Source organism: Arenibaculum pallidiluteum (assembly GCF_017355985.1).
Lineage (GTDB): Bacteria > Pseudomonadota > Alphaproteobacteria > Azospirillales > Azospirillaceae > Arenibaculum > Arenibaculum pallidiluteum.
This window is the reverse complement of sequence record NZ_JAFIQU010000028.1, coordinates 20,556-38,200: the sequence shown is the minus strand read 5'-3', so window position 1 is coordinate 38,200 and position 17,645 is coordinate 20,556. Positions and strand designations below refer to the sequence as shown.

Below are 17,645 nucleotides of genomic sequence, written 5' to 3'. Positions count from 1 at the left end.
GTCAGGTCAGCACCAGCCCTTCGCCGAGGTCCTGGAGGGTGGAGGCCGTTCCGGTCTGCACATAGACCGCGATCAGCTCGGCCAGCGCACGCAGCGAGGACAGGTGCGTGCGCTCGTAGCCGTGCGAGCTGTCGGCGCCGAAGCAGGCCAGCGCCGTTCGCAGGTCGTAGCCGGCCTCGATCACGCCCGCGGCGTCGCTGCGGTAGAAGCGGAACACGTCGCGCTGGTGCGGGATGTCGTGGGTCCGGCACAGGCCCAGCAGCTTCTGGGTGAGCTGCCGGTCGAAGGGGCCGGAGCTGTCGGCCATGGCGATGGTCACGCCGGTCTCGCGGCTGTTCTGCCCGGGGGCCGGCGTCGCGATGTCGATGGCCAGCACCTCGGCCACGTCGCGGTCCAGCACGGCGCGGGCGCCCGTGCCGATCTCCTCGGATACCGTCAGGACGAGATGGCAGTCGACCGGCAGGGTGATGCCAGCGTCCAGGATCGCCTTGGCCGCGCCCAGCATCGCGGCGACGCCGGCCTTGTCGTCGAGATGGCGCGCGTTGACGAACCCGCCCGGGTCGAACTCGGGCTGGGAGTCGATCGCGACGAAATCCCCGACATTGATGCCATGGGCGAGGAGATCGATCTCGCTCGCGCACTGCGCATCGACCCGCAGCTCGACATTGGTCCAGCCCACCGGCTGCTCGTCCACGCCCGTGTTGAAGGCGTGGCCCGATGCCTTGAGCGGCAGGATCGTCCCGCGGTAGCTGCCCGTATCCGTGAACAGCGTGCAGCGCGCGCCCTCGGCGAAGCGGGCCGACCAGGTGCCGATCTGGACGAGCTCCAGCCGACCGTTGGGCTTCAGCGCCTTCACCATGGCGCCAAGCGTGTCGACATGCGCGACCACGGCGCGGTCGTTGCGGCTGTGCTTGCCCACGAGGTCCGCGCGGATGGCGCCCCGGCGGGTCAACTGGAACGGGATGCCGAGGCTGCGCAGCTCCTCGCAGCAGAAGTCCGTGATCTGATCGGTGAAGCCCGTCGGGCTGGGGATCTCGAGAAGGCGGCGGAGCAGGCCAGTCACATAGTCCATGTCGATGGCCGGCCGTTCGATGACCGGTGTCGGCGTGAAAGCCTGATCCATACCTTCTCCAGTTGCGCGTTCGGCGGTCCTAAGGCGCAGAATAGGGGAACAGCAGATCGACGAAGCGTTCCGCAGTCGGCTGGGGCTCGTGGTTGGCGAGCCCGGGCCGCTCGTTGGCCTCGATGATCACATAATCCGGCCCCGAAACGTCCTTGACTAGAAGGTCGAGCCCGACCACCGGGATGTCAAGAGCGCGCGCTGCCTCGATCGACGCATCTACCAGACGTCTGTGCAGCCGGTCTGTGACATCATGCAGCGTGCCGCCGGTATGGAGATTGGCGGTCTTGCGCACCGCCAGGATCTGGCCGTCGGGCAGCACGTCGGTCATGGCGTAGCCGGCGTCGCGCACGCAGCGCTCGGTCTCGCTGTCCATGGGGATCCGGCTCTCGCCGCCGGTGGCGGCGGCTCTGCGGCGGCTCTGCACCTCGATCAGCTCGGCGATGGTGTGCTCGCCGGTGCCCACGATCTCGGCCGGGCGGCGGATCGCCGCCGCCACGACCCGGTAGTCGATGACCAGGACCCGCAGGTCCATGCCGCTGACGAACTGTTCCAGCAGCACGGTGCTGCAGAAGGCCTTGGCCCGCTCGATGGCGCTGGCCAGCGTGCCGGGATCGCGCACGTCGACCGTGATGCCCTGGCCCTGTTCCCCGCGCGCCGGCTTCACCACCACGCTGCCGTGGCGTTCCAGGAAATCGCCGTCCGCCTCCGGCCCCGCGGACACCGTCTGGTCGGGAACCAAGAGCCCCGCCTTGGCCAGCACCCGCCGCGTCACCGCCTTGTCGTCGCAGCGGCTCATGGCGATCGCGGAGGTCAGCTCGGTCAGGCTCTCGCGGCAAATCACGCTGCGGCCGCCATAGGTCAGGCGGAAATAACCGGCCTCGCAATCGAGGACCTCGACCGCGATGCCGCGGCGGCGGGCCTCGTTGATGATGATCATCGCATAGGGGTTCAGCCGCGCGTCCGTGGTCGGGCCGGCAAACAGCTTTTCGTTGATCGAGTTCTTCGTCTTCACGGCGAACACCGGCACACGTTGGAATCCCAGCTTGTCGTAGAGCGCGATGGCGTTCTTGTTGTCGTGCATCACCGACAGGTCCATGAAGGCCCGGCCGCGCCGCTTGTAGTGCTCGGCCAGGGCGCGGACCAGCGCCTCGCCGATCCCGGGATGGGCCGCCTGCGGATCGACGGCGAGGCACCACAGCGAGGAGCCCCGCTCGGGATCGTCGAAGGCCAGGACGTGGTCGACGCCGATCACGGATCCGACCACGGCGCCGGTGCCCTTGTCGATCGCCACCAGCGGCGTCAGCACGCGGCTGTCGCGGGAGGACCAGTAGAACTCCTTGTCGACCTGGACCATGCCGCGCGCCGCCAGCACCCGGTTGACCTCGTCCACGTCCTCGCGGCGGCGCATGCGCATGATCTCGATGCCCAGGGCGCGCCGCCGGCCCGCCCGGTACCGGGACAGGTGCAGGCGGTAGGTGTGCGAGGGGTCCAGGAACAGCTCGGTATGGGCCTGGGACAGGACCACGTGCGGATCGTTCAGGTAGATCGCGATGTCGCGCTGCCCAGACCGTTCCTCGCGCATGGTCCGGATCAGGTCCTGGGTCTCGGCGAAGGTATGGGCGAAGATCAGCCGGCCCCAGCCGCATTCCACGATCGCGCGCTCGGCAGGGGCCGAGGCAGGCGGCTCTTCCCCGGCCCAGCCGGTGTTCGCCATGCCGTCGAGCCACAGGGGGGGAGGGGTCAGCCTGAACTGGTGATTGTGGGGCATCTTCGTCTCAGAGGCCGTGGATCTGCAGCCAGGATTCGAGCAGGGCGACCTGCCAGAGCTTCGAGCCCCGCAGCGGCGTGATGTGCGCCTCCGGGTCGGCCAGGAGCCGCTCGACATAGGCCGGGTTGAAGAGCCGCCGCTCGCGCGCGGCCGGTTGGTTCAGCACGTCGCGGACCATGTCCAGATAGGGGCCGCGGAGGTATTTCAGGGCGGGCACCGGGAAATAGCCCTTGGGCCGGTCGATGACCTCGGCTGGCACGACGCGCCGCGCCGCCTCCTTGAGGACCCATTTGCCGCCGTCTCGGACCTTCAGCCGGCCCGGGACCCGGGCCGCCAGCTCGACCAGCTCGTGGTCGAGGAAGGGTACGCGCCCTTCGAGCCCCCAAGCCATGGTCATGTTGTCGACCCGCTTCACGGGGTCCTCGACCAGCATCACGGTGGTGTCCAGGCGCAGCGCCTTCTCCAGCGGGCCGGGTGCACCCGGCCGGGCGAAATGCCCTTCCACGAAGGCGCGGCTGGCGTCGTGGTCGGCGAGCCAGGCGGGGTCGAGCGCCTCGGCCATCTCCCGGTGGTCGCGGTCGAAGAAGACGCCGGCATAGGCGCCGACGGGATCGGCGGCATCCATCATGGGCGGGTACCAGTGGTAGCCCGCGAAGATCTCGTCGGCTCCCTGGCCGCTCTGCACGACCTTCACGTGCCTGGCGACCTCCTGCGAGAGCAGGAAGAAGCCGATCGCGTCGTGGCTGACCATGGGCTCGGACATGGCGCCAATGCAGTCGGCCAGCGCTGGCAGCGCGCGGCTGCTGTCGATGAAGAGCTTGTTGTGGTCGGTCTCGAAGCGCTGGGCGATCAGGTCGGAGTACTGGAACTCGTCCCCGCGCTCCGTGCCCACGGTCTCGAAGCCGATCGAGAACGTCTTCAGCCCGGTCTGGCCGGCCTCGGCCAGCAGTGCGACGATCACCGAGCTGTCGAGGCCGCCGGACAGCAGAACCCCGACCGGCACGTCGGAGACCAGCCGTCGCTCGACCGCCTTGCGCAGGCTCGCCAGGACGGCGTCCTGCCAGTCGCGCTCCGAGAGCTCGGCATCACCGGGGCGTGGCTCGAAGGACAGCGTCCAGTAGGTCTCCTCGGTACGCGCGCCGTCGGGCTCGATGGTCAGGAGCGTCGCCGGCGGCAGCTTCCGCACGCCCTTCAGGATCGTGCGTGGCGCCGGCACCACCGCGTGGAAGCTCATGTAGTGGTGCAGGCCGACGGGATCGATGGCCGTGTCGATCCCGCCAGCCGCGAGCAGCGCGGGCAGGGAGGACGCGAACCGCAGGCCGCCCCCGATCTCGGCAAGGTAGAGCGGCTTGATGCCGAGCCTGTCACGGCCGAGCGTGACCCGCCCGCTGTCGCGCTCCCAGATCGCGAAGGCGAACATGCCGTAAAGCCGCTCGACGAAGCGGCGGCCCCAGGCATGGTAGGCCTTGAGCATCACCTCGGTATCGCCGTGCGAGAAGAACCGGTAGCCCTTCGCCTGCAACTCGGCGCGCAGCTCCGGATAGTTGTAGATGCAGCCGTTGAAGACGATGCCGAGCCCCAGCTCCGCATCCACCATCGGCTGCTGGGCCGCCGAGGACAGGTCGATGACGCTGAGCCGGCGGTGTCCGAAGGCGAGCCGCCCCTGCGCGAAGATGCCGGCCGCATCGGGCCCGCGGCGGACGAGGACCTCGGCCATGGCCTCGACAGCCGATAGGGCGGCAGGACGTCCGTCGAACCGGATCTCACCACTGATGCCGCACATACGACCCCTTCCCTTAAGTACGGGGTCGCCCGGTCAACGACGCTTCGACCCCTGCCCTGTTGTTCTTGACGGGTGGGCAACACGGGCCGATGGAGAAATGTTGCCGAGTCCAGACCGAAGACGTACTTCCGACGATCAGCGCGGCAAGGCCGCCGGGCCTGCCGGCCGCATGGGGTGCAGCCGGAAAGGTCCGCGCAACCGCCCCGCCTGCGCGGATGTTGAGGCCGCGGGCATACAGGACGGAGGCGGCCATGGCGCGGGCATCGGCGATCGCGGCGGCGACGGTTGCGGCAGCTCTCTGGCTCGGCGCGCCAGGGGTACGGGCGGAGCCGCCAGTGGATCCCTCGGGCGGCCTGCCGATCACGATCGATGCCGCGTCCCGGATCGACGCCGGCGAGCGGGAGCTGAAGCTCCGATTCGGTTTCGAGCGCACGGACGGCGGGCGCAATGCCATCGTCGCGGATCCCGAGGTCGAGCTATCCCTGGCGCGCGGGCTCTCGGTCTCGGTCGCGCCTTCCTACACCTTCGGCAGCGCAGAGGACGCGGATCGGGGCGATGTGGGCTTCCAGCTCGAATACAACCTGGTGGAACCCCGCGATGGCGGGTTCGGCCTGACCATCCAGCCCGAGATCACGCTTCCCTACGGCTCCGGAGACGAGGCCGCGCAGTTCGAGCTGATGCTTCTCGCCAGCCGCGGACTTGGCACGGGGAAGGATGCGCCCCGGCTGCACGTGAACCTGGCGTGGCGCCACCTCGTGGACGCGGACCCCGACGAGCGCGCGGACCGCACGTTCGCGGCAGTCGGCGCCAGCCTGCCGGTGGGCGGGGCGACGGCGCTGGTCCTCGACCTCGTGCGGGAACCCGCCCGCGGCCGGGACGAAGTCGACAAGTTGGTCGAGGCGGGATTGCGCCATTCCATCGCGGAGGGCTTCGTGCTTGCCGGCGGCGCGGGCGTTGGCCTCGGCCCGGATTCGCCCGACTTCCGTCTGCTTTTGGGACTGCAGCGCGCGTTCTAGGTGCCCCCGACCCGGGGCGGGGATGTGCATTCGCGCGCGCGTGGTACTCCGATCCCTGTGCTGAACGCCGGCCGGCGGGAGGGTTTCATAGGGGTGCTTGTGGCCGCCCCCGCGGCCAGGGCATCGGCCGCGGGTTCGGCGGCGAGAGGATGGGACGATGAGCCTTCGGCGGGGTGGTGGCCAGGACGAGGGTCGCCGGCGCTCCTCCATCGTGGCGCGATTTGCCGCGATTCCAGCCTTACGCGGCGTGGCCGGCATCGCCTCCGGGACGGCTCTCGGGCAGGTCCTGACGATCCTTGCCTATCCCATCCTCATGAGGCTTTTCGACCCCGCGGATTTCGGGCATTTCGCGCTGTTCGGCGCTATCGTGATGACCGCGGTCGTGGTGGCCAGCGGCCGCTACGAGCTGGCCGTGGTCCTCGAGCGCGAGGATTCCGGAGCGGCGAACGTGCTCGCCCTCGCCCTGGGCCTTGTCCTGGCGACATCGGCGGCGACCGGGTTCTTCCTGGCCGTGGCAGGCGTGCCGCTGATGCGCGTCCTGGAGATCGAGAACCTCGTCCCGCTGCTGCCGCTGTTGCCGCTCTCGGTGCTCGTCCATGCGGGCTACCAGGTACTGTCCTACTGGCCGACCCGGCGAAAGGAGTTCTCGCGCCTGGGCGCAGCGCAGCTCTCGCGCTCCTTCGGCGTATCGGCGTTCCAGCTCTCGATGGGCTTCGCGCATACCGGCGCCTTCGGGCTCGTGCTCGGGCAGATCCTGGGCCAGGGCGTCGCGATGCTCGTGCTCGCGCGGCAGGTCTTCGCGCGCGGCTGGCGCGACCTCTGGAAGTCGGTGGACCGCGATGGCATCCTCCGGGCCGCGCGGGAGCACCGGCATTTCGCGTTCTACAACGCCCCCATGTCGCTGCTGTACTCCACCGTGGTGACGGCGCCGGCGATCCTGCTGACGCCGTTCTTCGGTCCCGTCGCGGCCGGGCTCTACTGGTTCGCCTACCGGCTCCTGGAGCTGCCGGTCACGATGCTGGGCGACGCCGCCTGCCGCGTCTTCTATCAGCGCGCGGCCGAGCTGCACCGCACCGGGCGGCCCATCGGCGGCGCCTTCCTGCGGGCCAGCGGTGGCCTGGGCCTGGTGGCGCTCGGGCCGGCGCTGGTGCTGGTGCTGGCAGGGCCATGGCTCTTCGAGTTCGCCTTCGGCGCCGAATGGCGCGAGGCCGGTTCCTACATCCGCTGGATGGCCGCGTGGTGGCTGGTGCGGTTCGTCTCGCTGCCCTCCTTCATGCTGATGCCCGTGCTGGGCCTGCAGCGGCGCTTTCTGGCCCTCGAGCTGGCCGTGCTGGTGCCGCGGCTGGGCGTGATCCCGCTGGCCGCCATGCATTCCGACATCTACGGAGCAGTGATCGGCTATTCGCTGGTGGGCCTGCTGCACCATCTCGCCGCCACGCTCATCGTCCTCCACCGGGTCCGGCGGCACGACCTCCAGCTCGCCGCCGAGCCCCCGGCGCTCCGCCCGGGACCGCCCGGCCGGGAGCCCGCCGCAGCCGTCGGAGCCGCGTCATGAGCCAGAAGCCGCGCCTGCACCATCTGGACGCCGCGCGTAGCTTCCTGATGCTGTTCGGCATTCCCTACCATACGGCGCTGATCTATGCGCCGGACGCCCATTGGCGCGTCGCCTCGCCCGACGTCAACGGGGCGCTGGGGCTTCTGGCCGAGCTGCTCCACGCCTTCCGCATGCCCTGCTTCTTCATCCTGGCAGGCCTGCTGGTGCCCGCCGTGCTGTCGCGAATCGGGGCCGGGCGCTTCGTCGCCACGCGGGCGCGGCGCCTCCTGCTGCCCCTGGCGACGGCGGCGCTGACGGTCGGGATCCTGCAGGTCTATCTGGTCTACGGGCTGGCGGCGGGCGAGGCGAACTTTCTGCGCTTCGCGGCCTCGGACGCCTTCGTCACCGCGTGGCGCTCGGGCGCCTGGGTCCTTCACCTGTGGTTCCTAATCGACCTCTTTCTCTACTGCGCCATCGCGGCGGCGGGGTTCGCCCTCCTGCAGGCGCTGGGCGTGCACGGCTTGGCCGAGCGGGTGGCCGGCGCCGTGCCCGATACGCTGCGCAGCCCGCTGCCGCTGCTGGCCCTGGCGGCCGCCTATTCCGTGGGGGTCTCGGGGCTCAGCCGCGCCGTGCCCGCCCTGGACGGCTACATGCTGTTCGGCACAGTCGAGATCCAGCGGTTCCTGTTCAACCTGCCCTTTTTCCTCGGGGGCCTGCTGCTGGGCCGCCTGCCCAAGGCCTTCGACCGCCTGTCCGGGCCGAGTCCGCTCTCCGTGCTGGCCGCCGCGGCGGCGATCGCCGCATTCCTGCTGCTACCCGACACCACTTCGGTGGCCGGAAAGTTCGCGCACCACGCCCTGCGGGGCATCGCCGCCTGGATGGGCTGCCATCTGGTCCTGTCCTTCGCGCGCTCGGTCTTCGCTGCGCCGAATGCCACGGTGCAGCGCTTCACCGCGGCCGCCTTCACGGTCTACCTGCTGCACCATCCCATCGTGCTTGCGGGTGGCCTCCTGATGCTGGGAATCGGACTTCCGCCGCTCGCGGAGTTCGCAGCGATCGCGCTCGTTGCCGTCGCCGTGCCCTTCGCCATCCACTTCCTGCTGATCGAGCGGTATGCGCTGCTGCGCCTGCTCTTCAACGGTGCCGACGGGCCGCGCCGCGGCGCGCCCGCTGGTGCGGCTACGGCATCCACGGCCGCCGCCGCATCGCCGGCAGCCTCCCCGGATCCGGTCGTCACGCGGGCGAGCTGAGCCCGGATCCAAGCTTTGTCGCAAAAAGGGCCGATAATTCGCCCCTCTGTCGCGGCATTGTCACCCCGATGACAAGGTTAATTATCTCTTAATTCGGGCCTCTGGCCGACCTGGGCGGCAGCGGCGGGCGCAAGCCCCCGCCGTACCGTCCTCGGCTCGACCGGCGTGCGACCTTCCGCCGCCAACCGACGAGGAGGCACACATGGCTTACAATCCCCTGTCCATTTCGCCACTGGCCGACGGCTACGTTCCCTGGGACGGCGCCAAGCCCACGAAGTATCTCTGGGTTTCGCCCAAGGGCAGCAATTCCAACAGCGGGTCCGAGGGATCGCCGCTGAAGACGATCCAGGCCGCCGTGGAGAAGGCGGCGCCTGGCACGGCCATCATGGTGAAGGCCGGGACCTACAACGAGTCCGTGCAGCTCACCAAGGACGGCTCGTCCAGCAAGCCGATCTGGCTGACCTCAGCCGACGGCGAAGGCGCCGCGAAGATTGTTTCGTCCTCGGGCTCGAAGGGGCCGATCTACGCCCATGGCGAGGACAACTGGGTCATCAAGGGCTTCGCGATCCAGGGCGGCAAGAACGGCATCCAGTTCTCGATGTCCGGCAACAACCTCAACAGCATGGGCAGCCAGGGCCTGGCCAAGAACGTGGTGATCCAGGACAACGTCATCACGAGCGCCAAGGAGGACGGCATCAAGCTGTCGCAGGCCCAGAACTTCGTTGTAGTCGGCAATACCGTCAAGAACGGAGCCAGCCAGGAAGGGCTCGACAACGTCTACACGACCAATTCGGTCTTCGCTTACAACACCTTCAAGGACTTGAAGGGCCTTTCCGCGATCACCGTGAAGGGGGCGTCCTCGGACATCGACGTCCACCACAACTTCATCGACGGCATCAAGGCCGACGGGATCGTGGTCGGCGGCTGGTCGACCAACGCAGGAACGCTGTTCCCGAAGAGCGGCTACGAGGCCCGGGACATCGACGTCCACAACAACGCGATCCAGGATGTCGGCAAGCGCGCGGTAACCGTGCTGTCCGGCTGGGACTCGGAGGTTCGCGACAACAAGTTCGACCCGCAGGGCGACTACATGACGGTCGCCCATGTGGACAAGGACAACCTGGGCTGGATCTCCAAGAACGTCCACTTCGCCGACAACATCACCAGCAGGAGCGACTGGCTGTCGATCGGCGGCGGCTCGAAGAACGTCACCCAGTCCGGCAACGACGCCGATGGTTCCTGGTCCGTGAGGGCCGGAGCGGACCACCCCCCTGGCGGGGGCGGCGCGAGCGCTTCGACTGCCGAGGTCCTGTCGGCCGAACTCGAGCCCGCGGCTGCGCCGGCCGAAGCGGAGGAGGAGAGCGCCCCGCAGAATGACGCTCCTCAGAATGACGCTACGCAGGGGAGCTGGAAGGACAGCGCCGCCTGGACCAGCACGCTCCATGGCGCCAGCTCCCAGGGCAAGGTGGACACGCTGAACGGCACGGGCGCGCACGAACTGCTCGACGGGCGGTCCGGGGCCGACAGAATGATCGGCGGCGGCGGGGACGACACCTATGTGGTGGGCCATCCGCTCGACGCCGTGATCGAGAAGGCCGGCGGCGGTACCGACACCGTCCTGATCCATACGCCCGGCTGGACCCTGCCGGCCCAGGTGGAGAACATCGAGATCCGGCTGGCCGGCGGCACGGCGGCCGTGACGGACAACACCCTCGACAATGTCCTGGTCGCCCAGGACAGGTCGCAGGACCTCTTCCACTTCGTCGAAGACAACGGCCACGACCGGGTGGACGGGTTCGAGGTCGGTCAGGACCGCATCGAGCTCGACGGCATCACGCAGTCCGAAATCACTGTGCAGCACCGGGATGGGAACCTGATCCTCGACCTTCCCGGCGACAACTCCATCACATTGACCGGTCTGGGCAGCTCCGTCGGGCTGCTCGACATCCTGAACTGATCCCTCACTGATCCCTCACTGATCCCTCCGGGATGATCCTCTCCAGGGAGGGTTGTCCAAGGCCGGCCAACTCCATTCCGGCCTTCTTTCAAGACACGCACGACGGTTACGGGGCGGCGCAGGCTCAGGCGCGGTCACCGGCACGGCAAGCTGGACGGAACCCGCCAGGGGTGGGAGCGTCCCGGTTTTGTCTCCGGAATGACCTCGGATCGTCTTTGCCTGTCGCCGCCTTGTCACGCCTGAAAGGGGTACCACCAACGTAAGTATGTGCCACCGAACGTTGGGAAACGGGCAGTGCCACAGCCAAAGGTGTGCCGCGCCCTCCCGACCCATGAGTTTGGAACGGGCCCAGGGGCGTGCATGCCCCGGACGTTCCGGGGCGCGGGATCTCCCGGCCCGAAGTATCAGGAGGCACAATGGCTTACGATCCCCTTTCCATCAGCCCGGTGGCGAATGCCTACATCCCGTTCGAGAATGCGAAGCCCACCAAGTATCTTTGGGTCTCGCCGAATGGCAGCAACAGCAACTCCGGCAGCCAGGGATCGCCGCTGAAGACCATCCAGGCGGCAGTGAACAAGGCAACCCCCGGGACGGCCATCATGGTCAAGGCGGGGACCTACAAGGAGTCGGTGCAGCTCACCAAGGACGGCACCACCGACAAGCCGATCTGGCTGACCTCGGCCGACGGCATCGGTGCCGCCAAGATCGTCTCGTCCTCGACCTCGAACGGGCCGATCTACGCCCATGGCGAGGACAACTGGATCATCAAGGGCTTCGAGACCCAGGGCGGCAAGAACGGCATCCAGTTCTCGATGTCGGGTTCCGACATCCGGAAGATGGGCGCCCAAGGCATGACGAAGAACGTCGTGATCCAGGACAACATCATCAAGAACGTGAAGATCGACGACGGCATCAAGCTGTCGCAGGCCCAGAACTTCGTCGTTGTCGGCAACACCATCGAGGGTGGCGTCGGCGAGGAGGGCCTGGACAACGTCTACACGACCAACTCGGTCTTCGCCTACAACACCTTCAAGAACCTGAATGGTCTCTCTGCCATCACGGTGAAGGGTGCATCCGAGAACATCTCGATCCACCACAACTACATCAAGGGCATGAAGACCGACGGGATCCTGATCGGCGGCTGGTCCACCAACACCGGGGCGCTGTTCCCGAAGACCGGGTTCGAGGCCAAGAACATCAAGGTCGAGAGCAACGAGATCCTGGATGTCGGGAAGCGGGCGATCAACGTGCTGTCCGGCTGGGATTCCCAGGTCAAGAACAACTACCTGAACCCGAAGGGCAGCTACGAATCGCATGCCCATGTCGACAAGGACAACAGCGGCTGGATCTCCAAGAACGTCCATTTCTCCGGCAACATCACCGGCGGGGGCGACTGGCTGACCATCGCGGGCGGTTCCAAGAACATCACCCAGTCCGGCAACAGCGCGAGCGGTTCCTGGTCCGTGAAGACCGGCGCCGCGAACCAGCCCGGCAAGGCCTCGCCCGCCGCGGCGCCGTCCGAGGCAATGCCCACTGAGGCGAAGCCGTCCGAGGCTCCGTCGTCCGAGGCGCCGGTCTCTGGCTCCTGGAAGGCCAGCGCCGCCTGGACCAAGACCCTCTACGGCTCGAACACCCAGGGCAAGGCGGACACGCTGACCGGCACCAGCGCCAAGGAGTATCTGGATGGCCGCTCGGGCAACGACACGATGACCGGCGGCGGGGGTGACGACACCTACGCGATCGGCGCTCCTGGCGACAAGGTCGTCGAGAAGGCCGGTGGCGGGACCGACACCGCGCTGCTCTGGGGCAACAGCTGGAAGATGGCCTCCCACGTGGAGAATCTGGAGATCCGCCAGACCTCCGGGAAGCCGGTCGTCACCGACAACGACCTCGACAACCTGCTGACGGCGCAGGCCAGGACGGCCGACCTCTTCAAGTTCGTCAAGGAGAACGGCCACGACCTGATCAAGGGCTTCGTGGTCGGTCAGGACCACATCGACCTCGATGCGAGCGTGGCGTCCTCGGCCGTGAAGGTGTTCTTCAAGGACGGGTCGATGGTCCTGGACTTGCCCGGCGACAACTCGATCACTCTGGCCGGCGTCGGCAACGGCGTCACGCTGGACGACGTCCTGGCCTGACCTTCGAAGTCACGGCTGCATTCGGCTGCATCCTGCGGGGGCCGGCGGATTTCCGCCGGCCCTTCGCGCATGCATGCCCCGGTGCGGCAGGACGGGATCAGCAGCCGAAGAGCGGGGGAACGGAGGCCGGCGGCCGCTTGCGGCGGGGCACGTCTTCGAAACGCCCGCGCGCGGAGTCGAACACCCGCTCGAACTCGCGTTCGGAGACCAACCAGCCGCGCGGGCGGTTCGGGTCCGCCGGCGGCAGGTCGTCGTCATCGGCATCGGTCTCGTCGTCGAGATCGAGCACCGGCTCCTCGACCGTTTCCCGGGGCTGCAGCGCCTGGACGGGACGGACGGGAAGGAGCGGCTCGAAGACGAAGACGCCGTTGTAGGGACGGAGTCCGACATTCATGGTTTCACCCGATTCCTGTTCCGCGAACCTCACGCCGGACGAACGCGCGGCGCGATCGAAAGGGGCAAATTTCCTGTAGGGCTAGCCAATCGGCCGGACCCAAGATCATCCATGCGAGTCCCGTCGGGCGGATGGACGGGTTGCGGAACGCCTTCGCCGGGTACACGTTTCAGGGGTGCGCGCCGGAATGCGGCGCGGTTTTCCCAGCAATCCCGAGAAGGTATCGACCCGTGATGGCTTCGGCGCACGACGACATCGAGGCGATGGTGAAGTTCTTCGACCGTGAAAAGGGCTACGGTTTCGTGAGGGTCTCGGACGGGTCCCCGGACGCGTATCTGCCGGCCGCCGTGATCGAGCGGTCGGGGCAGGGCAATCTCGAGGCGGGCACCGTGATCTTCTGCGAGATCATCCCCGGCCAGCGCGGCCCCGAGGTGAGCGCGATCCACTACGTCGACCGGCCCCTGAGCCGCCTGCCGCATTGACGCCAGCGCGGGCGCGACGGCCCGCTGCGGCCCGGACCCGCGCCCGCACGCTCCCGCCGCACGCCCCTGCTCGGGTGCCCCGCACGTGCCTCAGTTCATCCTGTGGGGCGGCTCCTGAGTCTCGAGGGCGCCGAGCAGCGCCTCCACCTGGCCCTGCAGGAGCTCGAGGCGCCCTTCCTGCGCGGCCGCCTGCTCGGCGAGCTTGGCGATGGCAAGCTGCATGGTCCTGAGCGTCTCGACCTGCTCGACCTGCAGCCTGACGACCAGGTCCCGGAGGGCGACGAAGGCATCCAGCATCTCGTCGTTCATGGCGGTGCCTTTCCGAGGGGCGGCCGGTCGGCGCTAGCGCCGCGACCGGCTCATGTTCTTGCGGATAATCGCGACGATGATCAGGGTGAAGCCTGCCAGGCGCAGGAGATAGATCCAGCTCTGCTCCTCGCGCACGATGTTGCCGAGGGCCAGCACCGCCTGGTTCAGCGCCAGCAGCAGGAAGGCCGCCGAGAAGATCACGAACAGCGAATCCCGCGTGCGGTGCCAGAATTTCAGGAAGAAGATCCCGGCAATCACATAGCCCATGGTGATCATGCCGGACAGGAAGGTGTATGCCGTGGCGTCCATCAGTCCGCGTCCCAGATGAAGCCGTAGAGAAGGATGCCGAGACCTGCCAGGACCGAGATATTGCGGAAGGGCAGGAGGTTGATCTCGGTCGGAAAGACGACGACGTCGAGGAACAGCATGACGTTGTTCATGGCCAGCAGGATGAAGCAGAGCACGGCCCACAGGAGCAGCCTGCTCCGTGTCCGCAGGTAACTTCGGGCCAGCAGAAACGTGCAGAAGACCGCTGTTGCGAAGCACAGGAAATAGACGGTGGACTTCAGCGCTTCCATAGTCATTCCTTCCCACGGAGGCGAAACGCGTCCGCGAAGATCTGCACCTTGCTGTCGGGGGCGGAGAAGATTTCCCGGATGACGACGGACGGTTTCTGGGCGTAGGCCATCTCGATCTCGGCGACCCAGTCGTCCAGCATCGGCGCCGCCGGCTGGTAGCGGAAAAGCCCCGGCGTCTCCTCGACGAGCAGGCCGGCCTGCTTGAGATTGCCTAGCCCCTCGCGGACCACCAGATCGCTGCTCCGGGTCTCCTGGATCAGCTCCTCGGCCGACCAGGAGCGGTCGGCGCAGCGTCGCATCAGGAGCAGCAGCTCCAGCGCCCAGACGGATTTCGTCGTGCCCTGCAGGAAGCGCCGGGCATCCTCACCGATCATACCGCTCCCTCGTGCCGGCCCGGCGCCCACGTCTTGGCGGTGTTTGGGCGGTTCCAGGCCCGCGGGGCCGGCGTTGCTGCCGATGGCCGGTTCGGAATCCGCCGTGTCTCAGGGGGACGCTCATGGTGGAACGATTTCGTAACTGTGCCTGGAGGAGCTACCATGGCTGCGCCGGAAATCGCAAAAAGCAAATCGCCAGCAGGACTTTCTGCATATCCGACGAAGGGCCTATGGCGGAGGCGAAGGGCAGGCGCCTTCGGTCCCGCCGATCAGCACATGTCCATCAGCCCCAATGGCGGCGATCACGATGGACGTGGATCCACCGATTGCCTATATGGCCCCGTCACCACGACCGACATTCGGACAGAGACATGAACGCCAAGGAAGTGGAAAAACTGCAGGCCTTCCTCCAGCGGACCTTCGGCAACCGCACGATCCGGGTCGCCCCGGCCAAGGGGAAGGGCCCGTCGGAGGTCTATGTCGGCGACGAGTTCATCGCGACGCTGGACCGCGACGAGGAGGACGGCGAGGTCTCCTACACGCTGACCATGGCGATCCTGTCCGAAGACCTGGCCTGACCCAGGGTCCTGGCGGAGGGACCCGACCTCGGCCCCACCCTCGGCCCCGCCCGCGCGGCCTGGTGCGCCGAGGGGAGGGGATCGCGGGGCGCGCCTGTCATTGCTGCGCGGATGCGCGGGAGCGCTGAGCAGGGGCATGGTCGCCGCGTCCGGGTCGCTTCGGCGATCCGCTGGTCGCCGCGACGCAAAAAGGCTATGTTGTCCCAACCTGACGTCGCAGGGAGCCTGCCGTGCTTCGCATCGCTTTCGCTGCGGCCCTCGCCGTCCTGGCGAGCGGTGCCGCCCATGCCGACTGGCAGTACACGCGCTGGGGCATGACCCCCACCGACGTGCTGAAGGCTTCCAAGGGCGCCACCAGGATCGTGGTCGAGGTCAAGCCCGCGCCGGGCGTCGAGTATCCCGGGCTGAAGGGGCATCACCACACCGACCTGCTGGCCTACGAGACGCGCTTCTTCTTCAACGACAACCAGCTCGCGCGCATCGACCTGCTGCCGGCGACGCAGACGCTGGACACGGCCGATCTGGTGGAGACGAAGCTGCGCACCCGTCTCGGCGATCCGGTCTCGGAGACGGTCGCGGGCGCCGGGCGGGTTCTCGAATGGCGCGACGAGCCCCGAAAGAACCGGATCATCCTGCAGGTCGGAAAGGACGGGGATACCGATCCGCTGGCCGTCCTGAGCTTTACGGTCCTGACGGACGAGCAGGGCTGACGCGTCCGCTGCGGCGTCTGTTTCGATATTTTCTTGCTTTTTAAAGACTGATCGCTTTGCTCGTATTGCTGGCAAGACGGCCGGCCTGACGCTACCGTGATCACTGCCGTGCCGTGAGCGCGGAGAGACGCGCGAGGCCGAGCATGGGTTCCGTGATTCCCTTCCCGCTGGCCAGGGTGGTCACGGGGCCCGACGCGGCGAACGCCCTGACGAACCGCCTCGTCGGCCGGATCCATGGCGAGTTCGCGGCAATCGCGGATGCCGTGGGTGCGAGTTCGCGCGCGCTGGAGGAGGGCCTTCGCAGATTCGGCGACGGGCTGGGTCAGGCCCAGGAGAAGATACGCCGCAACGCCGGGTTCCTGCGCGAGATCCAGGATGCGACCGAGCTGGCCGAGCGCGACCCCGAGGCCGCCGCCCTCCTGCTGGCAGAGCTGCGCGGCCGCGCCGAGGCCTGAGCCTGCCCCTGGAGTCCTGTGGCCGAGATCCGTGTTCCGCCTGTCGCGGCAAGGCGATAAGCTGCTGCCAATGTGCGGGATGCGGCCACAGGGGATGACGCCGGGCCTATGGAGATGTGCCTTGTCTATGTCAGCGCCGCGACGCGGCCGATGGGCGAGGACGACCTCCTCGCGCTTCTGCGGCAGAGCCGGCGCAACAACGAGCGCACGGGGGTTACGGGCCTGCTCCTCTACATGGAGGGGCGGTTCATGCAGGCCCTCGAGGGCGAGCAGGATACGGTCCTTGCCCTCTACCGGCGGATCGCCATGGATGCGCGCCACAGGGGCGTGACGACCCTGATCAAGTTCGCTATCCCGGCCCGCAGCTTTCCCGACTGGTCCATGGGATTCGCCGATATCGACGGGATCCAGGCAGAGGACCGGGCGGGGTTCAGCCCGTTCCTCCTGCCCTCGTTCGACGACCGCGCCTATGCGGACTCGCCGCACCAGGCGATCCGGCTGCTTCAGCGGTTCCGGGACCGCCTGGGTCCCGGCGGCGGCTCAGCCGGGCTTTCCTGACCGTACCTCCGTGCCCTCGATCGGGTTGGTGGGCTTGGTCGCGTTGTGGGCGTCGCTGGCCTTGCCGGGCTTGGCATGGCGCGGCTCGTCCGCGTTGCGGTCGGTCGGCGGCCCTTGTGTGCCGTGCGGCTGGTCGGCCTGTCCGCCGATCCTGTGCAGGTCCTTGTCCTGGCCGTCCTGCGCCTTTGCCATGGGATCCTCCAGTTCGGTGCCGGTCAGGTGCCAACCCCGTCGGCGCGAACTGGTTCCGGCGCTTCAGCGTGGGGCGCAGCGGAAAGGCATCACCTGGATGTCGCGCCAGACCCCGCCCGTCACGTAGGGGTCACCGGCCAGCCACGCGTCCAGCGCGACGCGGTCCGGGAGCTCGGCGATCACGGCGGACCCGACCATGCGGCCGTCCTCGTCCAGGATGGCTCCGCCCTCGATCAGGCGTCCGTCCGCGAACATGGGCCTGACATTGGCGAGATGAGCCTCGCGCGCCGCCATGCGCCTTGCCGGCGCCCCCTCGTCCTGGCCGTCGCGGGCAATGATCAGGAACTGCATCACGTCTCTCCGTAACCGGGGGCCGTATGGGGACCCCGGTCCAACGCGGATGGGGCCGCCCCCGTGAGGATAGCGCGGAACTCCCGGCGCGGGAG

Annotated in this window: 20 protein-coding genes; 10 read left to right on the top strand and 10 right to left on the bottom strand. The window is 68.0% G+C overall.

Going from position 1 to position 17,645, the window contains the following annotated elements:
- Position 1: 1 nt before the first annotated feature.
- The 3 genes from JUB13_RS30015 to JUB13_RS30005 are packed head-to-tail and all read right to left on the bottom strand — an operon-like array spanning position 2 to position 4,674.
- Positions 2 to 1,123: an osmoprotectant NAGGN system M42 family peptidase gene (locus tag JUB13_RS30015; protein ID WP_207485940.1), complete on the bottom strand. Its 1,122-nt coding sequence runs from the start codon at positions 1,121 to 1,123 to the stop codon at positions 2 to 4.
- Between the two features lie 28 nt (positions 1,124 to 1,151).
- Positions 1,152 to 2,891 carry an N-acetylglutaminylglutamine synthetase gene (gene ngg / locus JUB13_RS30010; protein ID WP_207485939.1) on the bottom strand — a complete coding sequence of 580 codons (1,740 nt, stop codon included), beginning with the start codon at positions 2,889 to 2,891 and terminating at the stop codon, positions 1,152 to 1,154.
- A 7-nt stretch (positions 2,892 to 2,898) separates the two neighbouring features.
- Positions 2,899 to 4,674, bottom strand: a complete 1,776-nt coding sequence (locus JUB13_RS30005; protein WP_207485938.1) for an N-acetylglutaminylglutamine amidotransferase — start codon at positions 4,672 to 4,674, stop codon at positions 2,899 to 2,901.
- Positions 4,675 to 4,925: 251 nt separating this feature from the next.
- Here JUB13_RS30005 and JUB13_RS30000 point away from each other — a divergent pair, with 251 nt between their 5' ends.
- The 5 genes from JUB13_RS30000 to JUB13_RS29980 all read left to right on the top strand — a co-directional run bounded on the left by JUB13_RS30000 (position 4,926) and on the right by JUB13_RS29980 (position 12,569).
- Entirely contained in the window at positions 4,926 to 5,690 is a 765-nt protein-coding gene (locus JUB13_RS30000; RefSeq protein WP_207485937.1) for a hypothetical protein, read from the top strand.
- A gap of 157 nt (positions 5,691 to 5,847) precedes the next feature.
- Positions 5,848 to 7,245 carry a lipopolysaccharide biosynthesis protein gene (locus tag JUB13_RS29995; RefSeq protein ID WP_207485936.1) on the top strand — a complete coding sequence of 466 codons (1,398 nt, stop codon included), beginning with the start codon at positions 5,848 to 5,850 and terminating at the stop codon, positions 7,243 to 7,245.
- Positions 7,242 to 8,474 (top strand): acyltransferase family protein, encoded by a 1,233-nt coding sequence (locus JUB13_RS29990; protein ID WP_207485935.1) that lies wholly within the window; start codon positions 7,242 to 7,244, stop codon positions 8,472 to 8,474. The genes JUB13_RS29995 and JUB13_RS29990 overlap by 4 nt, the downstream gene beginning before the upstream one ends.
- 202 nt (positions 8,475 to 8,676) lie before the next feature.
- On the top strand, positions 8,677 to 10,431 hold the full coding sequence (locus JUB13_RS29985; RefSeq protein ID WP_207485934.1) for a right-handed parallel beta-helix repeat-containing protein: 1,755 nt from the start codon (positions 8,677 to 8,679) through the stop codon (positions 10,429 to 10,431).
- Positions 10,432 to 10,847: 416 nt separating this feature from the next.
- Positions 10,848 to 12,569, top strand: a complete 1,722-nt coding sequence (locus JUB13_RS29980) for a right-handed parallel beta-helix repeat-containing protein (RefSeq protein ID WP_207485933.1) — start codon at positions 10,848 to 10,850, stop codon at positions 12,567 to 12,569.
- A gap of 97 nt (positions 12,570 to 12,666) precedes the next feature.
- Here JUB13_RS29980 and JUB13_RS29975 read toward each other — a convergent pair whose 3' ends face one another.
- The gene (locus tag JUB13_RS29975) at positions 12,667 to 12,963 is read right to left on the bottom strand and encodes a hypothetical protein (protein ID WP_207485932.1); all 297 of its coding nucleotides are present in this window, start codon (positions 12,961 to 12,963) and stop codon (positions 12,667 to 12,669) included.
- Positions 12,964 to 13,196: 233 nt separating this feature from the next.
- Here JUB13_RS29975 and JUB13_RS29970 point away from each other — a divergent pair, with 233 nt between their 5' ends.
- Positions 13,197 to 13,445 carry a cold-shock protein gene (locus JUB13_RS29970; protein ID WP_236025339.1) on the top strand — a complete coding sequence of 83 codons (249 nt, stop codon included), beginning with the start codon at positions 13,197 to 13,199 and terminating at the stop codon, positions 13,443 to 13,445.
- Positions 13,446 to 13,535: 90 nt separating this feature from the next.
- On the opposite strand, the gene JUB13_RS29965 is transcribed toward JUB13_RS29970, so the two are convergent.
- Genes JUB13_RS29965 through JUB13_RS29950 form a run of 4 tightly spaced genes read right to left on the bottom strand, consistent with a single transcriptional unit; the run spans position 13,536 to position 14,706 of the window.
- Positions 13,536 to 13,754: a hypothetical protein gene (locus JUB13_RS29965; RefSeq protein ID WP_207485930.1), complete on the bottom strand. Its 219-nt coding sequence runs from the start codon at positions 13,752 to 13,754 to the stop codon at positions 13,536 to 13,538.
- 33 nt (positions 13,755 to 13,787) lie between these two features.
- Positions 13,788 to 14,063 carry a DUF5985 family protein gene (locus tag JUB13_RS29960; RefSeq protein WP_207485929.1) on the bottom strand — a complete coding sequence of 92 codons (276 nt, stop codon included), beginning with the start codon at positions 14,061 to 14,063 and terminating at the stop codon, positions 13,788 to 13,790.
- On the bottom strand, positions 14,063 to 14,332 hold the full coding sequence (locus JUB13_RS29955) for a DUF5985 family protein (protein ID WP_207485928.1): 270 nt from the start codon (positions 14,330 to 14,332) through the stop codon (positions 14,063 to 14,065). The genes JUB13_RS29960 and JUB13_RS29955 overlap by 1 nt, the downstream gene beginning before the upstream one ends.
- Positions 14,333 to 14,334: 2 nt before the next feature.
- Positions 14,335 to 14,706 carry a hypothetical protein gene (locus JUB13_RS29950; protein WP_207485927.1) on the bottom strand — a complete coding sequence of 124 codons (372 nt, stop codon included), beginning with the start codon at positions 14,704 to 14,706 and terminating at the stop codon, positions 14,335 to 14,337.
- 371 nt (positions 14,707 to 15,077) lie between these two features.
- Between JUB13_RS29950 and JUB13_RS29945 the strand changes: the two genes are divergently transcribed.
- The 4 genes from JUB13_RS29945 to JUB13_RS29930 all read left to right on the top strand — a co-directional run bounded on the left by JUB13_RS29945 (position 15,078) and on the right by JUB13_RS29930 (position 17,007).
- Positions 15,078 to 15,284, top strand: a complete 207-nt coding sequence (locus JUB13_RS29945; protein ID WP_207485926.1) for a DUF3126 family protein — start codon at positions 15,078 to 15,080, stop codon at positions 15,282 to 15,284.
- A gap of 230 nt (positions 15,285 to 15,514) precedes the next feature.
- Positions 15,515 to 15,994 carry a hypothetical protein gene (locus tag JUB13_RS29940; protein WP_207485925.1) on the top strand — a complete coding sequence of 160 codons (480 nt, stop codon included), beginning with the start codon at positions 15,515 to 15,517 and terminating at the stop codon, positions 15,992 to 15,994.
- A gap of 143 nt (positions 15,995 to 16,137) precedes the next feature.
- Positions 16,138 to 16,449, top strand: coding sequence for a hypothetical protein (locus JUB13_RS29935; protein ID WP_207485924.1), 312 nt, complete (start codon positions 16,138 to 16,140; stop codon positions 16,447 to 16,449).
- Positions 16,450 to 16,557: 108 nt separating this feature from the next.
- Positions 16,558 to 17,007, top strand: a complete 450-nt coding sequence (locus JUB13_RS29930) for a BLUF domain-containing protein (protein ID WP_207485923.1) — start codon at positions 16,558 to 16,560, stop codon at positions 17,005 to 17,007.
- Here the strand turns inward: JUB13_RS29930 and JUB13_RS29925 are convergent.
- Both JUB13_RS29925 and JUB13_RS29920 read right to left on the bottom strand, forming a co-directional pair.
- A complete protein-coding gene (locus JUB13_RS29925) occupies positions 16,990 to 17,199 on the bottom strand; it encodes a hypothetical protein (protein WP_207485922.1) in 210 nt (69 codons plus the stop codon). The genes JUB13_RS29930 and JUB13_RS29925 overlap by 18 nt on opposite strands.
- 63 nt (positions 17,200 to 17,262) lie before the next feature.
- On the bottom strand, positions 17,263 to 17,550 hold the full coding sequence (locus JUB13_RS29920; RefSeq protein ID WP_207485921.1) for a YciI family protein: 288 nt from the start codon (positions 17,548 to 17,550) through the stop codon (positions 17,263 to 17,265).
- Positions 17,551 to 17,645: the final 95 nt, after the last annotated feature.

Coding starts and splice junctions, on each gene's coding strand:
- JUB13_RS30015 (WP_207485940.1), bottom strand. CDS start 1,123: ATGGATCAGGCTTTCACGCCGACACCGGTCATCGAACGGCCGGCCATC.
- ngg (WP_207485939.1), bottom strand. CDS start 2,891: ATGCCCCACAATCACCAGTTCAGGCTGACCCCTCCCCCCCTGTGGCTC.
- JUB13_RS30005 (WP_207485938.1), bottom strand. CDS start 4,674: ATGTGCGGCATCAGTGGTGAGATCCGGTTCGACGGACGTCCTGCCGCC.
- JUB13_RS30000 (WP_207485937.1), top strand. CDS start 4,926: ATGGCGCGGGCATCGGCGATCGCGGCGGCGACGGTTGCGGCAGCTCTC.
- JUB13_RS29995 (WP_207485936.1), top strand. CDS start 5,848: ATGAGCCTTCGGCGGGGTGGTGGCCAGGACGAGGGTCGCCGGCGCTCC.
- JUB13_RS29990 (WP_207485935.1), top strand. CDS start 7,242: ATGAGCCAGAAGCCGCGCCTGCACCATCTGGACGCCGCGCGTAGCTTC.
- JUB13_RS29985 (WP_207485934.1), top strand. CDS start 8,677: ATGGCTTACAATCCCCTGTCCATTTCGCCACTGGCCGACGGCTACGTT.
- JUB13_RS29980 (WP_207485933.1), top strand. CDS start 10,848: ATGGCTTACGATCCCCTTTCCATCAGCCCGGTGGCGAATGCCTACATC.
- JUB13_RS29975 (WP_207485932.1), bottom strand. CDS start 12,963: ATGAATGTCGGACTCCGTCCCTACAACGGCGTCTTCGTCTTCGAGCCG.
- JUB13_RS29970 (WP_236025339.1), top strand. CDS start 13,197: ATGGCTTCGGCGCACGACGACATCGAGGCGATGGTGAAGTTCTTCGAC.
- JUB13_RS29965 (WP_207485930.1), bottom strand. CDS start 13,754: ATGAACGACGAGATGCTGGATGCCTTCGTCGCCCTCCGGGACCTGGTC.
- JUB13_RS29960 (WP_207485929.1), bottom strand. CDS start 14,063: ATGGACGCCACGGCATACACCTTCCTGTCCGGCATGATCACCATGGGC.
- JUB13_RS29955 (WP_207485928.1), bottom strand. CDS start 14,332: ATGGAAGCGCTGAAGTCCACCGTCTATTTCCTGTGCTTCGCAACAGCG.
- JUB13_RS29950 (WP_207485927.1), bottom strand. CDS start 14,706: ATGATCGGTGAGGATGCCCGGCGCTTCCTGCAGGGCACGACGAAATCC.
- JUB13_RS29945 (WP_207485926.1), top strand. CDS start 15,078: ATGAACGCCAAGGAAGTGGAAAAACTGCAGGCCTTCCTCCAGCGGACC.
- JUB13_RS29935 (WP_207485924.1), top strand. CDS start 16,138: ATGGGTTCCGTGATTCCCTTCCCGCTGGCCAGGGTGGTCACGGGGCCC.
- JUB13_RS29930 (WP_207485923.1), top strand. CDS start 16,558: ATGGAGATGTGCCTTGTCTATGTCAGCGCCGCGACGCGGCCGATGGGC.
- JUB13_RS29925 (WP_207485922.1), bottom strand. CDS start 17,199: ATGGCAAAGGCGCAGGACGGCCAGGACAAGGACCTGCACAGGATCGGC.
- JUB13_RS29920 (WP_207485921.1), bottom strand. CDS start 17,550: ATGCAGTTCCTGATCATTGCCCGCGACGGCCAGGACGAGGGGGCGCCG.